Genomic DNA, 12,959 nt, shown 5'->3' with positions numbered 1-12,959 from the left:
ATGTCGCGTTTGTTCAACGACAAGCGCAAGATCGTCGGGAGCGTGGGGCGGGGCGAGGTGGTTAGGTTGACGGGATTGAAACCCTTCGATACATTGCCGTAACGCTGGGAAAACCCTTTCCTGACGCGCTGCCGTGGGAGCGCCTCCAGCGACCGTCCAGTACCTCCGGGAGGATCCAATGACAGCCACCAGATGGCGGCGCTGGCGTACCGGCATCGTCGCGCTGGCGACGACCGCCATGGTCGCCACGGGCGCCGCGGTCGGCCTGACGCCCGCATCTGCCGCCACCGTCGACACCAGCGCCTGGTACGTGCTGGTCAGCCGACACAGCGGCAAGGCGATCGACCTGTACAACTGGGCCACCTCCGACGGCGCCCCGATCGTCCAGTGGACCCGTAACGACCTGGCGGTCCAGCAGTGGCAGTTCGTCGACGCCGGCAACGGCTACTACAAGATCCGGTCCCGGCACAGCGGAAAGTTCCTGGAGCTACCGAACGCCAACGACGGCACCCAGCTGATCCAGAACTCCGACAACGGCACCACCCGCCAGCACTTCGGGGTCCGCGACTCCGACAGCGGCTACGTCCGCTTCGTCAACCGGCACACCAGCAAGGCCCTGGACGTGTGGGAGTGGTCCACCGCCGACGGCGGGATCATCTCCCAGTATCAGGATGTCGGCGGCTGGAACCAGCAGTGGCAGATGGTCCGGGTCGGCAGCGGCAACCCACCGCCGACCACCCCGCCGCCGGCCGGCGGCTGCGGCTCCGGCGGGTTCAACGCCGAGGCCGTCCTCAACGGATCCACCTGGACCGCACGCAACGGCGGCAGCACCCTCTACACCGGTAGCAGCATGTTGTCGGCCATGCAGGCGGCGGTGAACAGCCTGTCGGCTGGGCGCACCAGCAAGCAGAAGGTGATCGTCCGGGGCTCCGGATCGATCAGCGCCGGCTCCCGACTGTCCCTGCCGTCGTACACCACGCTCGAGGTCTGCGGCACCGTCAACGTGACCGGTTCCGGCTCCGGTGACCAGGCCGTGGTGTACGCCCGGGGCGTCACCGACGTCGAGGTCACCCGCCTGAACATCACCGGCAGCCCGCTGTACGGGATCTTCGTCCGCAACGGCAACAACATCACCCTCGGCCAGATCGACATCCGGGTCTCCGCCGGCCTGGGTATCCGGATCGACAACCACGGCGACCGCAGCCAGCGCTCCCGCAACGTGCGGATCGACAACGTGTACGTGCAGGGCACCAGCAGCCACGGGGTCGAGACGTACGGCGTGGACGGGTTGACCGTCGGCACCGTCACCGCCCGCAACACCGGCTACTCCGGGCTGCTGCTCAACGACACCATCAACGCGACCGTCGGCACGGTCGACGCCCAGGGCGCCGGCACCGGCACCGGGTACGCCGGGTTCCGGATGGCCAACCGTAACGGCCGGGTCGGCGACAGCTACCCGACGAACATCCGGGTCGGTACGGTCGTCGCGCGCGGCGGCGGGCGGGGCATCTTCTGCGTGTCCGAGTCCGGCGGCGCGGTCATCGACCGGATCGACATCTCCGGTACGGGGAGCAACTCGATCCTGTTGGAGAACTGCTACAACGTGAACATCGCCGCGGTCTCCGGCACGGTCAACGGCTCGGACGTGCGGATCGCCTCGCGGACCGAGTTTCCGGTGTCGCGCGACATCACGCTGCAGAACCTGACCCTGACCAATTCGCGGATCACCGAGAGCCCCTGCGGGCAGAACATCGTGATCCGCAACATCGTGCTGAACAACTCGACGATCAGCCGCTGCTGACCGTCCGGACGCCGTACGGCACCTGCGCCGGCGGCCGGCCACCGTCGTCACGGTGGCCGGCCGCCGGCGACGTTCACGGCGGGGTGACCGGCGGCCGGCCTGCACGGCGGGATGGCCGTCGCAGCCTGCGAGGCTCAGCTCGAAAGGCTCAGCTGGCCGACCGATGGTCGCGACGCCAGCCAACGGTCTGCCGGACCAGCAGCCCGACAACGAGCAGGCCGGCCAGGGCGGCCCAGCCCCACGGATACCGCTCGGTCTGCACCTCGAACACCACCGCGTCGGCGTCGCCGACCGGGTCCGCCGTGGTCAGCCGCCCCTGTACGGCGTACCGGCCGTACAGCGGGCCGTCGACCGGCACCACGATCCGTACGGTCGTGCCCCGCCCCGCCGGCAGCGGCGCGACGTCGGTCGCCTCGACGACCGACGTCGGACGACCGGGTCGGCCGGTCAACAGGGACAGCTGTGCCGCACCGACCTCGGCGGTGCCGTCGTTGCGCAGGTCGACGTCGATGACGATCTCGCCGCGCAGCGCGAACACGGTCGCCCAGTCCCGCTCGGCCGGGGCCACGCTCAGCCCGGTCAGCCGCAGCCCGGTCCGGTCGGGCCCGGCGGGGGCGACCGGCGCGGTCAGGTCGGTGACGTCGATCGCGGCGGTACCGACCACCGAGGCAGCCGCGTCCGGGGCGAGGGTCCGGGCCCGGACCACGCAGGGGCAGGCCACCGGCGGCGCGGCGACGGTCAGCCGGGCGGCCAGCGGCTGCGGGTCGGCGACGTACAGCTGCCGGGCCGCCCCGGCGGCGCAGTCGAGCGCGCCCCGCCGGGCCTGGTTGCCGCAGATCTCCAGCTGCACCGTGCCGGTCGGCCAGCCGGTCAGGGTGACGGTGACCGGCGCGCCGACGGGGGCGTCGGTCGGTGCGACGGCGACCTGGGGCGCGGTGGCGGTCGCCGGTGCGGACGGCAGGCCGCCGGCACCGGCGGCCAGGACCAGGGCCAGGGCGCACGCCGAGGTCCGCCGACCGGTCATGGCGCGGTGGTGGTCGCAGCGGCCGACGACGGCGCGGGCTGCCCAGATGCGGCTGCCGGGTCGGCAGGAGACTCGGCGGACCGGCCGGTGGCCGACTTCGCGGCCCGGTCGGTGGTCGCGGCCGCGTGGCGGGTGCGCCAGCGCCGGACGGCGAGCCAACCGGCGAGTACGGCGATCGCGGCGAGCAGCAGCCACGGCGGTGCCCAGGCGCTCGCTGTCCGGGTCACCGGCGGCAGCGCCTCGTCCACGGTGGTCGGGGCGAGGTCGACGGTGGCGGTCAGCCGCAGCGCCGGCGGTACGCCGGTGATCCGTTCGGCCACCGTGAAGGTGCTGCCGGGCAGCAGTTCGGGCAGGTCGACCGGGTCGGTGCGGGCCAGGTCCCAGCCCAGCGGGCCGGCCAGCAGCACCGCACCGGTGCCGCCGACCCGGATGTTGCCAGTGTTGCGGACCTGGTAGGTGACGACGGCGTCGCCGTCGCCGAGCGGGTTGACCGGGTTGTCGTACTCGATGCGCATCGACTCGACGCTGATCGACGGCTGGACCGGCCCGTCGACCCGCAGGTAGATCCGGGCGGCCACCCGCTGGTCGACGGCGACCTGCTGGCCGTCGTCGGCGGTACGGACCTGGACCAGCGAGCCGATGATGCCGCCGGCGTGGTCACCCGGGGTGGCGTTGGCCGGCACGGTCAGTCGGAACTCGATGTCCCGCCGCTGGCCGGCCGGCACGACGAATTCCCGCTGGTCGAAGTGGACCCAGGTGCCGACGTCGGTGGCCGGTTCGTCGGCGGGCAGCAGCGCGAAGGCGCCGTCCGGGGTGAGGAAACCGTCGGTGCCGTACACGGTGAAGGTCTGATCCTGGTCGCCGAGGTTGCTGATCCCGACGTGGTCGGTGATCTCGGTGCCGGGGGCCAGGTCGTAGACGAAGTAGTTGCGTCCGGTCGGCCCGTCCGGGCCGGACGGTTGCACCGCCCAGGTCACCGCGTCGGCCGGGGCCGGGTCGGCCGGCTGTGCGACGGCCGGGGCGGCGCCGGGCAGCGTGAGCAGGCCGGCAGCCAGCAGGACGATGACGGCGTGGCGACGGGGCGGGCGGCGGATGGGCGGGGCGGACATCGGGCACTCCAGTCGGGCCGGTGGCCGGTGCGGGGCCGCACGGCCCGCACCGGCCGGTGGAGCTGATCCTCGGTTCAGAGGTCAGCTGGAGCTGATCCTCAGCTCAGAGGTCAGCTGGTGCTGATCCTCAGCTCAGAGGTCAGCTGGTGCTGATCCTCAGCTCAGAGGTCAGCTGGTGCTGATCCTCAGCTCAGAGGTCAGCTGGTGCTGATCCTCAGGACAGGGTCAGCGTCAGGGTCGCGGTGTAGTCACCCGGCACCGCCGCGGCCGGTACGCCGAGGTTGAGCTGCGCGCCGCAGGTGAAGCTGCCGGCGCTGGTGCCGGCCGCCGAGGTGCACAGCGCCCGGGCGGTGCCCAGGCCCGCGCCCGGTTCGGCCACCGCACCCGGGGTGACGGTGCCGGTCGTTCCGACCAGCGGATCGTCCACCGGGGACGCGCTCGGTGCCCAGCCGAGGTTGTCGGCGGCGATGGTCGCGTCGCCGGTGGCCACGAAGTCGCCGACCTGGCCGACCAGGCTCCAACCGGCGTTGGTGCCGCGCAGGTCGGACACGGTGGCGGTGTTCAGCGCACCGCTGGTGACGGCACCGTTGGCCGCCGCCGGCAGGGTGACCGACGAGCCGGCCACGCTGAGCGTGAGCGGTCCGCCGGCCAGGACGGTCGCGGCGATCTGCTGGCTGGCGTCGCCGCCACCGGCCGGTGCCGCGAAGCTGACCGGAGTGAAGGTGTCCTGGCTGCGGTCGGCGGAACCACGCGCCGCGAACGTGATCACGTAGCACTGGGTGACGGTGCAGTCGACCGCGTTGCCGTTGCGGTCGGTGTACCGGGCGCTGATCGGCAGGGTGGTGCTGAACGAGCCGTCCGGGTTCATCGTGTCCCGGGCGTCGGTCGGCGTGTTGGTGGCGTTAACCCACTTGGTGACCTGCAGAACGCTGGCGTTGGTCCAGTGTTCGTCGACCTTCGGGCCGAACGACACGTAGATGCCGGCGGCGGCGTTGGCTGCGGGGTCGAAGCCGCTGCCGGTGACGGAAATCGTCGCGCCGGCCGGGTCGACGCTGGTGTCCGGGGTGACGGTCACCGACGGCGCGCCCGGCTCACCGCCGCCGGAGGTGGCTGCGGTGAAGGAGACCGGGTCGAGCGATTCCCCGGCGGAGTAGAAGCCGGCGAAGGCGCTGGCACCCTCGGTGGTCAGGACGGCCGCCAGGGCGGTGCCGGTGATGCCGTCGGAGTCGGCGACCGGGTTGGCGTCCGTGGTGGTGAGGTCGGCGATCGTGGCCTGGGTGACGTCGACCGGCGGGAAGGCGGTGCTCTCCAGTTCGACGTCCGCCTTGAGCACCGCGGTGCCGCCGGCGACGGCCACCGTCGGGTTGGCCAGGGTGATGGTGAACATGTGTGCCGGGTAGGAGAAGACGATGGTGCCGCCGTACGTGGCGTTCGTCTCACCGGTCTCGGCGTCGTAGCTGCCGCCGGTGGCGGGGAAGGCGAAGGTGCCGTCGGCGTTGATCGACGCACCGTCACTCGCCGCGATCGGCGGGTTGCCGTTGCCCAGTGCGACGTAGTTGCGGAACGACGCCTTGAAGCCCCAGCTCAGGCTTCCCTCGGTGATGTCGGCCGGGGCGGCCACGGCGGGTGCGGCGCCGACGAGTGCGGTCGTGGCACCGAGTACGGCTGCTGCCGCCCAGGTCGCCGACCGTCGCCCCAGAGCACCTGCTCTGGTTGAGATCATCAACTGGTCCTTTCCGGATGGTTACTCACCGTGCTCAGACTCTGCTGTAGACACGGCCTGCGATCGAAGTTAGGTTAGCCATACCTAACGACGAGCGGAACCAGCGGGAGTACTTGATCTTCGACCCGGTCGGGCCCTTGTCCTGACCTGCGCTGGTGACTTAGCTTAGGCAAACCTTCATTGAGACCTCAACCGGCGACCGTCGGAAGGATCACCCATGCCTACGCCGCTGGTCAGCGGCCGTGTCGTCGCGACCGCCACCATCGCCACCATCGCCGTACTCGCCGCGCCACCTCTGGCCGCACCCGCCGCCGCCGACACCACCGCCACCGGATCCGGCGGCCAACGGCTCACCGTCTCCACGTCCAGCGGAATCAGCCGCTCCGGCCAGACCGTCACCGTGACCGGCACCGGCTACGACACCGCCAAGGGCATCTACGTCGGCTTCTGCGTGGACAACGGCGACGGGCAACTGCCGACGCCGTGCGGCGGTGGGGTCGACACCTCCGGCACCGGCGGCAGTTCGCACTGGATCTCCAGCAACCCCCCGTCGTACGGCGAAGGACTGGCCGTGCCGTACGGGGCCGGCGGGTCGTTCCAGGTCACCATCCCGCTCACCACGAAGATCGGTGACGTCGACTGCACCGTACGCACCTGCGCGGTGGTGACCCGCGCCGACCACACCCGCAGCAGCGACCGCAGCCAGGACGTACGGATCCCGGTCAGCTTCGCGGCCGCCGCCGCACCGGCGCGCACCAGCGCCGCACCCGCCGGCGGCGACCCGGCCCGTACCTCGGCCGCCCCGGCGGCGACCCGGGCCGGCACCGGGACCGCCGGCACCGCACCAGCCGACCCCACCACCGGCGGTACGGCGAGCACCGCCCCCGCCGCCACCGACGGCACCACCCTCGACGGCACCGGTACGCCGACCACCGACGACGGCACGACCACCGTCGTCGACCCGGCCGGGCTCGCCGTCACCCGGGTCAGCACCGTCGGACCGGCCGGCCAGTGGTGGCGCAGCACGCTGATCCTGCTGGCGCTCGGCGTACTCGCCCTGCTCGGACTGTCGACGGCCCGCCGCCGGACCCGCCGGAGCCGGTCGTGACCGCCCGCCGAACCCGACCGGGCCGGCTGGCCGCCCTGCTCACCGGCGCCCTGCTCGCCGGCTGCGTCGCCGCCTGCGCCACGGCCGACGCCGACCCGACCGGCACCGCCGTCAGCTGCGGCCCGGTCACCGCGACCGTCGCCGACGCCGACGTGACCCCGCTGGACCCGGCCCCCACGCCGGTGCTGCCGGTCACCGTCACCGACGCCGCCGGCGACCGGGTCACCGTCACCGACGCCAGCCGGATCCTGGCCGTCAACCTGTACGGATCCATCGCCGAGATCGTCTTCAGCCTCGGCCTCGGTGACCGGGTCGTCGGGCGGGACACCTCCACCGACTTCCCGGCCGCCGCCGACCTGCCGGTGGTCACCCCCGGCGGGCACGACCTGTCCACCGAGGCGATCATGTCGCTGGACCCGAGCGTGGTGCTGCTCGACGACAGCATCGGCCCGCCCGAAGTGCTCGACCAGCTGCGCACCGCCGGTATCCCGGTGGTCCGCATCGGCGACGAGCAGAGCCTGGCCGCCGTACCGGTGCACATCCGTGAGGTCGCGGCCGCACTCGGCGTCGCCGACGCCGGTGAGACGCTCGTCGCCCGGGTCGACGGCGAGATCGCCGCTGCCCGCGACGGCGTCGACCCCGACGCCGACCGGCCCCGGGTCGCCTTCCTCTACCTGCGCGGCACCGCCGGGGTGTACCTGATGGGCGGCAAGGGCGCCGGCTCCGACGCGATGATCGACGCCGCCGGGGGCGAGGACGCCGGCACCGCCATCGGGCTGGAACGGTTCCGGCCGCTGACCAGCGAAGGCCTGATCAACGCCGCACCGGACGTCATCCTGGTGATGACCAAGGGTCTCGAATCGGTCGGTGGCGTGGACGGGCTGGTCGCCATGCCCGGCGTCGCCCAGACCCCGGCCGGCCAGCAGCGACGGGTCGTCGACATGGACGACACCGTGCTGCTCAACTTCGGCACCCGTACCGGTAGGGCGATCCAGGCCCTCGCCCGCGCCATCCACGAATGCCGGTGAGCCCGGTGACCGCACCCGTGCTCGCGGCCCGCCGGCCGCTGCTGCTCACCGCACTCGTCGGCGCGCTGCTGGCGGTCGGAGTGGTCGCCGCCGGCACCGGCCAGGTGCAGATCGCCCCGGCCGAGGTGCTCGCCTCGGTGCTGCACCGGCTCGGCCTGGAGGTCGGCGCCCTGCCGACCGCTCCGCACGGCGAGAACGCCCTGTGGATCGTCCGCTTCCCCCGGGTCGTGCTGGCCGCGATCGTCGGCGCCGCCCTCGGCTGCGCCGGCGCGGTCATGCAGGGCGTCTTCGGCAACCCGCTGGCTGAACCCGGCGTCATCGGGGTCTCCGCCGGAGCCGCCGTCGGTGCCGCGCTGGCCATCGTCACCGGGGTCACCGCCCTCGGCGGCTGGACCCTGGCCGCCGCCGCGTTCGCCGGTGGGCTGGCCACCACCTACCTGGTCTACGCGCTGTCGCGGGCCGACGGCCGCACCGAGGTGGTCACCCTGGTGCTGACCGGGATCGCGGTCAACGCCGTCGCCGGGGCGACCATCGGACTGCTGATGTTCGTCACCGACGCCGCCGGGGTGCAGGCGATCGCCTTCTGGAACCTCGGCAGCCTGGCCCAGGCCAACTGGAACGCCGTCGCGGTCACCCTGCCCTGCCTGATCGTCGGGCTGGCCGCCGCGTTCACCTCGGCCGGCAAACTGGACCTGCTCGCCCTCGGCGAACGCTCCGCCCGCCACCTCGGCGTCGACGTGGAACGACTGCGGGTACGGCTGATCGTGGTGACCGCGCTGCTCGGTGCGGCCGCCGTCGCCTTCACCGGCGTGATCAGCTTCATCGGCCTGGTGGTGCCGCATCTGGTCCGGATGGTCGCCGGCCCCGGCCACCGGGTACTGCTGCCGGCCAGCGCGCTGGGCGGCGCGATCGTGGTGATCGCCGCCGACCTGGCCGCCCGTACCGTCGTCGAGTATCAGGAGCTGCCGCTCGGGGTGCTCACCGCCGTGGTCGGCGGCCCGGCCTTCTTCTGGCTGCTGCGCCGGACCCGCCGCCGCGCCGGAGGTTGGGGGTGACCCGGCCGCCGAGGATGCCCGCCGGGCACCCGGTCGGCACCCCACTGATCGAGGTCGACGGGCTGCGGGTACGACTCGGCGGCCGTACGGTCCTCGACGAAGTCGGCCTCGTCGTCCACACTGGCGAAGTGGTCGCCCTCGTCGGTCCCAACGGTGCCGGCAAGTCGACCCTGCTTGCCGTCGTCGGCGGTGACGTGTCGCCGACCGCCGGGACGGTCCGCGTCGACGGTGCCGCGCTGAACGCCTGGACGCCGGTCGAGCTGGCGTTGCGGCGGGCGGTACTGACCCAACGCAGCGTCCTGTCGTTCCCGTTCACCGTCGCCGAGGTGGTCCGGATGGGCCGGGCACCGTGGGCCGGGTCGGCCGCCGAGGCCTCCGACGACGAGATCGTCGACGACTGTCTGCGGGCCACCGACGTGGCGCAGTTCGCCGGCCGTACCTTCACCTCGCTCTCCGGCGGGGAGCAGGCCCGCGCCGCGCTGGCCCGGGTGCTCGCCCAGCGCGCGACCGCGCTGCTGCTCGACGAGCCGACCGCCGCGCTCGACCTGCACCATCAGGAGCTGGTGCTGCGGATCGCCCGGGCGCGGGCCGCCGCCGGTGACGCGGTCGTGGTGGTGCTGCACGACCTCGGCCTGGCCGGCGCTTACGCGGACCGGATCGCGCTGCTGTCGGCCGGCCGGCTGCGGGCCGTCGGACCACCGGCCGAGGTGCTCACCGGCGACCTGCTCAGCGAGGTGTACCGGCACGACATCGAAGTGCTGACGCACCCTGGCACCGGGCTGCCGCTGGTCGTCCCGAGACGGCAGGGCCTGACCGTCGACAACTGGAAGGAACCCCCACGATGAGCGACACCTTCTCCGCCCGGCTGCGGGCGGCCAGCTGGCAGGACCATCAGGCGGCCGAGTCACAGCGGTACGTCTCCGCGCTGGTCGCCGGGGAGCTGCCCCGCGAGCGCTACACCGACCTGGTCGCCCAGCACTACTTCATCTACCAGGTGCTGGAGGAGGCGGCGGAGGCGATGCGCGACGACCTGGTCGCCGGTGGCTTCGTCGACGACCGGCTGACCCGGTTGCCGGCGCTCGAAGCCGACCTGGCGTTCCTGCTCGGCCCGGACTGGGCCGGCCGGATCAGCCCGAACCTGGCGACCCGCCGCTACGTCGCCCGGATGCAGGAAATCTGTTTCACCTTCGCGCCGGCGTTCGTCGCCCACCACTACACCCGTTATCTCGGCGACCTCTCCGGTGGGTTGTACATCGGTCGGCAGGTGGCGCGGGCCTACGACCTGACCCCGGCGGGCGGGGTGGCGTTCTACCACTTCGCCGGCATCGACGACGCCCGCGCCTACAAGGACGCGTACCGGGCCCGGCTGGATGCCCTGCCGTTGGACGTCACGGCGGAGGCCGCCCTGGTCGGCGAGGTCGCCGTGGCGTACCGGCACAACACGGCGGTCCTCGCCGAGCTGGGCCACGACGGCGACCCGAAGCCGGCGACGCCGGAGTCGATGGAGTCGGCGGCGTGACCGCGGCGCACGACCGGCCACAGGACCAGCCGCAGGAACAGCCGGCCGACCGGCCGCAGGACCGGTCCGTCGGTCCGTTCACCCCGGACGTCGTCGCTCAGATCGCCCACCACATGAACGACGACCACGCGGCGGACTCACTGCTGATCTGCCGTTCGCTCGGCGGCGCGCCGGCCGCCAGCGCGGCCCGGATGACCGGGCTGGACGCCGACGGGATCGACTTCGCCGCCACCATCGACGAGGCCGAGGTCCCACTGCGGGTGCCGTTCGCGTACCGGTTGACCGAGCGGGCGCAGGTCCGCCGGGAGGTGGTCCGGATGTACCAGGAGGCGTGCGCCCAGCTGGGCGTACCGGCCCGTCACGCAGAGTCCTGACACGCCGCACCGCATCACCTACTCTGTGCAACCATCACCGCATGGCGCAGACGCGACGCAGCGGTCTCTCCGCAGCGCTGACCCTGGCGGTCGTCGCGCTGCTGGCGCTCGGCGGATGCACCGGCATCGGAATCGGCGAGGCCCCTGAGTCGGGCACGGCCACCTACTCGGCGTGGGGGCTCAACGAGGCGTCGAGCGCGCTGACCGGCTCCGACCGGATGATCGTGCTCAACGGCGACCGGCAGCGCAGCGAGCAGGAGTTCTTCCAGGTCAGCGGAGTCTGGGGGCCGGACGGATTCACCCTCGACGAGTCGTCGGCGACGAAGGTCCGGGCACTGGCGGGACAGTTGCCCGACCGCACCGGCGATCCGGACTGCCACCGGCTGGTGCTGGTCAACCACGGATTCTTCGGCGGTGGTGCGATCGCCGTGCTGGACCCGCAGGCCTTCGCCCCCGGTGAGCCGGTCGTCGCCAGGCCGTTGACCTGACCCGACCGGCCCACCCTGGCGGGCGTCAGCCGACCGGTGCCGGCGCGCAGGGCGCGCCGTTGAGCGTGAAGTCGGTCGGGGCCGGGCCGGCACCACCGCCGGTGCCGCTGGCCCCGAGGAACCCGAAGGCGACCCTGCCGCCGGCTGGGATCGTCCCGTTCCAGGCCGCGTTCGTCGCGGTCACCGCCGGGCCGACCTGCGTCGCCACCGCGTTCCAGGCGACCGCGACCCGCTGGTCGCCGGCAAAGGTCCAGCCGACGGACCAGCCGTCGACCGGTTCGTCGCCGGTGTTGACGACCGTGACCGAGGTGCTGAAGCCCGCACCCCAGTCGCTGTCCACCCGGTACCCGACCTGGCAGCCGGGCTCCGGCTCCGGTGCGCCGAACGAGATCCGGTGCAGCTGCCCCGGCAGGTCGTTGACCAGGTAGAACTCGCCGTCGGCGGCCACTCCGATCGAGGTGGGTTGGATCGGCAGTTCGCCGATGACCGCCGTGTCGTACCCGCCGTCGACCCTCGGTCGGACCGCGTACGCCGTCGCCGAGCAGTAGTCGGTGGCCAGGTAGGTCCCGGCGGCGATGTCGGCCGACGCACTGCCCCGGTAGACGTGCCCACCGATCACCGCGCAGCCGCCGACCGAGGTCTGGTAGTGAAAGACCGGGTCGGCGTAGTCGGCGGCCGGGTCGCAGCGCTGCGGGTCGAACTCGACCGGGCCCTCCCGGCAGGACCAGCCGAGATTGGCGCCGGGCTGCCCCCGCAGGTGGTTGACCTCCTCGTACCGGCCCTGGCCGACGTCGGCGATCCACAGCGAGCCGTCGGCCGGGTCGACCGAGAAGCGCCAGGGGTTGCGCAGCCCGTACGCCCAGATCTCGGCGCGGGCGTCGGCGTCGCCGACGAACGGGTTGTCCGCCGGTACGCAGTACGCCAGCTCGCCGCAGCGGGCCGAGACGTCGATCCGCAGGATCTTGCCGAGCAGGGTGCCGAGGTCCTGCCCGGTGCCGAGCACGTCGTCGGCTCCGCCGCCGTCGCCGATGCTCCAGTACAGGTAGCCGTCGGTGCCGAACGCCAGCTGGCCGCCGTTGTGGTTGGCGAACTCGGCGTGCGGCTGGGCGAGGACGACTTCCACCTCGTCCACCGGTACCGGCTGCTGGCCGGGGTCGTCGAGGGCGATCCGTGCCAGGGTGACCGCCCCGTCGGGCAACGCCGTGTACGCCAGGTAGATCACCGGGTCGGTGGCGAAGTCCGGTGAGGTGGCGATGCCGAGCAGGCCACGCTCGTTTCCGCTGGTGTCGACCCGGTCGCCGAGGTCGAGCAGCGGTGCGGCGGCGAGGCCGGTGTCCGGGTGGTAGACCCGCACCCGGCCGGTCTTCTCGGTGATGAAGAGTCGGTCGCTGTCGTCGTCGGGTGCGACCATCGCGGTCGGGCGCTGCAGTCCGAAGGCGACCTGCGTGGTGGTCACGGTGAGCTGGTCGAGCGGTACGGCGAGCGGACCGACGTGCGCGTCGGTGTGCGGCGCCGCCAGCGGCGCCACGTGCGGATCGGTGTACGGCGTGGCGTGGCCGGCGGCGGGGGTCAGCATCAGCAGCGACGTCGCGACGAGGACCGTGCCCGCGCGGCGGGCCACCGACCCGAGATATCGAGGCTTTCTCATATTCATGTCGGTCAGCCTATGGCCGACCGGTCGATCGCCACACCCCCATCGACCGGGCGGCGCATCAATTTGGCCACTTAGA

At 72.7% G+C, this 12,959-nt stretch carries 12 protein-coding genes; 8 read left to right on the top strand and 4 right to left on the bottom strand.

The window, feature by feature from the left end:
- The first annotated feature begins 178 nt into the window (after nt 1-178).
- A complete protein-coding gene (locus tag ACN28F_RS21490; RefSeq protein ID WP_421359418.1) occupies nt 179-1,801 on the top strand; it encodes an RICIN domain-containing protein in 1,623 nt (540 codons plus the stop codon).
- A gap of 148 nt (nt 1,802-1,949) precedes the next feature.
- Here ACN28F_RS21490 and ACN28F_RS21485 read toward each other — a convergent pair whose 3' ends face one another.
- The 3 genes from ACN28F_RS21485 to ACN28F_RS21475 form a co-directional block, all read right to left on the bottom strand.
- The gene (locus tag ACN28F_RS21485; RefSeq protein WP_421359416.1) at nt 1,950-2,825 is read right to left on the bottom strand and encodes a hypothetical protein; all 876 of its coding nucleotides are present in this window, start codon (nt 2,823-2,825) and stop codon (nt 1,950-1,952) included.
- Nucleotides 2,822-3,934, bottom strand: coding sequence for a WxL protein peptidoglycan domain-containing protein (locus ACN28F_RS21480; protein ID WP_289209716.1), 1,113 nt, complete (start codon nt 3,932-3,934; stop codon nt 2,822-2,824). Before ACN28F_RS21480 ends, ACN28F_RS21485 begins: the two co-directional genes overlap by 4 nt.
- A gap of 214 nt (nt 3,935-4,148) precedes the next feature.
- Nucleotides 4,149-5,657 carry an HtaA domain-containing protein gene (locus ACN28F_RS21475; protein ID WP_289209715.1) on the bottom strand — a complete coding sequence of 503 codons (1,509 nt, stop codon included), beginning with the start codon at nt 5,655-5,657 and terminating at the stop codon, nt 4,149-4,151.
- Nucleotides 5,658-5,874: 217 nt separating this feature from the next.
- On the opposite strand from ACN28F_RS21475, the gene ACN28F_RS21470 reads away from it, so the two are divergent.
- From ACN28F_RS21470 to ACN28F_RS21440, 7 genes are read left to right on the top strand one after another with little or no spacing between them, the layout of a single operon-like run.
- On the top strand, nt 5,875-6,765 hold the full coding sequence (locus ACN28F_RS21470; RefSeq protein ID WP_289209714.1) for a hypothetical protein: 891 nt from the start codon (nt 5,875-5,877) through the stop codon (nt 6,763-6,765).
- On the top strand, nt 6,762-7,793 hold the full coding sequence (locus tag ACN28F_RS21465; RefSeq protein WP_289209713.1) for a heme/hemin ABC transporter substrate-binding protein: 1,032 nt from the start codon (nt 6,762-6,764) through the stop codon (nt 7,791-7,793). The genes ACN28F_RS21470 and ACN28F_RS21465 overlap by 4 nt, the downstream gene beginning before the upstream one ends.
- A 5-nt stretch (nt 7,794-7,798) precedes the next feature.
- Entirely contained in the window at nt 7,799-8,848 is a 1,050-nt protein-coding gene (locus ACN28F_RS21460) for a FecCD family ABC transporter permease (protein ID WP_289209712.1), read from the top strand.
- Complete coding sequence (locus tag ACN28F_RS21455) at nt 8,845-9,693, top strand: heme ABC transporter ATP-binding protein (RefSeq protein ID WP_289209711.1); 849 nt, start codon at nt 8,845-8,847, stop codon at nt 9,691-9,693. The genes ACN28F_RS21460 and ACN28F_RS21455 overlap by 4 nt, the downstream gene beginning before the upstream one ends.
- The gene (locus ACN28F_RS21450) at nt 9,690-10,367 is read left to right on the top strand and encodes a heme oxygenase (biliverdin-producing) (protein WP_289209710.1); all 678 of its coding nucleotides are present in this window, start codon (nt 9,690-9,692) and stop codon (nt 10,365-10,367) included. Before ACN28F_RS21455 ends, ACN28F_RS21450 begins: the two co-directional genes overlap by 4 nt.
- Nucleotides 10,364-10,741, top strand: a complete 378-nt coding sequence (locus tag ACN28F_RS21445; RefSeq protein ID WP_421359412.1) for a DUF2470 domain-containing protein — start codon at nt 10,364-10,366, stop codon at nt 10,739-10,741. Before ACN28F_RS21450 ends, ACN28F_RS21445 begins: the two co-directional genes overlap by 4 nt.
- A 41-nt stretch (nt 10,742-10,782) precedes the next feature.
- Nucleotides 10,783-11,229, top strand: a complete 447-nt coding sequence (locus ACN28F_RS21440; protein ID WP_289209708.1) for a hypothetical protein — start codon at nt 10,783-10,785, stop codon at nt 11,227-11,229.
- A gap of 25 nt (nt 11,230-11,254) precedes the next feature.
- On the opposite strand, the gene ACN28F_RS21435 is transcribed toward ACN28F_RS21440, so the two are convergent.
- Nucleotides 11,255-12,883, bottom strand: a complete 1,629-nt coding sequence (locus ACN28F_RS21435; protein WP_421359410.1) for a PQQ-dependent sugar dehydrogenase — start codon at nt 12,881-12,883, stop codon at nt 11,255-11,257.
- Nucleotides 12,884-12,959: the final 76 nt, after the last annotated feature.

It is taken from the genome of Solwaraspora sp. WMMA2101, from assembly GCF_049179175.1.
Taxonomy (GTDB): Bacteria; Actinomycetota; Actinomycetes; order Mycobacteriales; family Micromonosporaceae; genus Micromonospora_E.
Note: the sequence above shows the minus strand (reverse complement) of the source record. Positions and strands in the feature narration are given on the sequence as shown.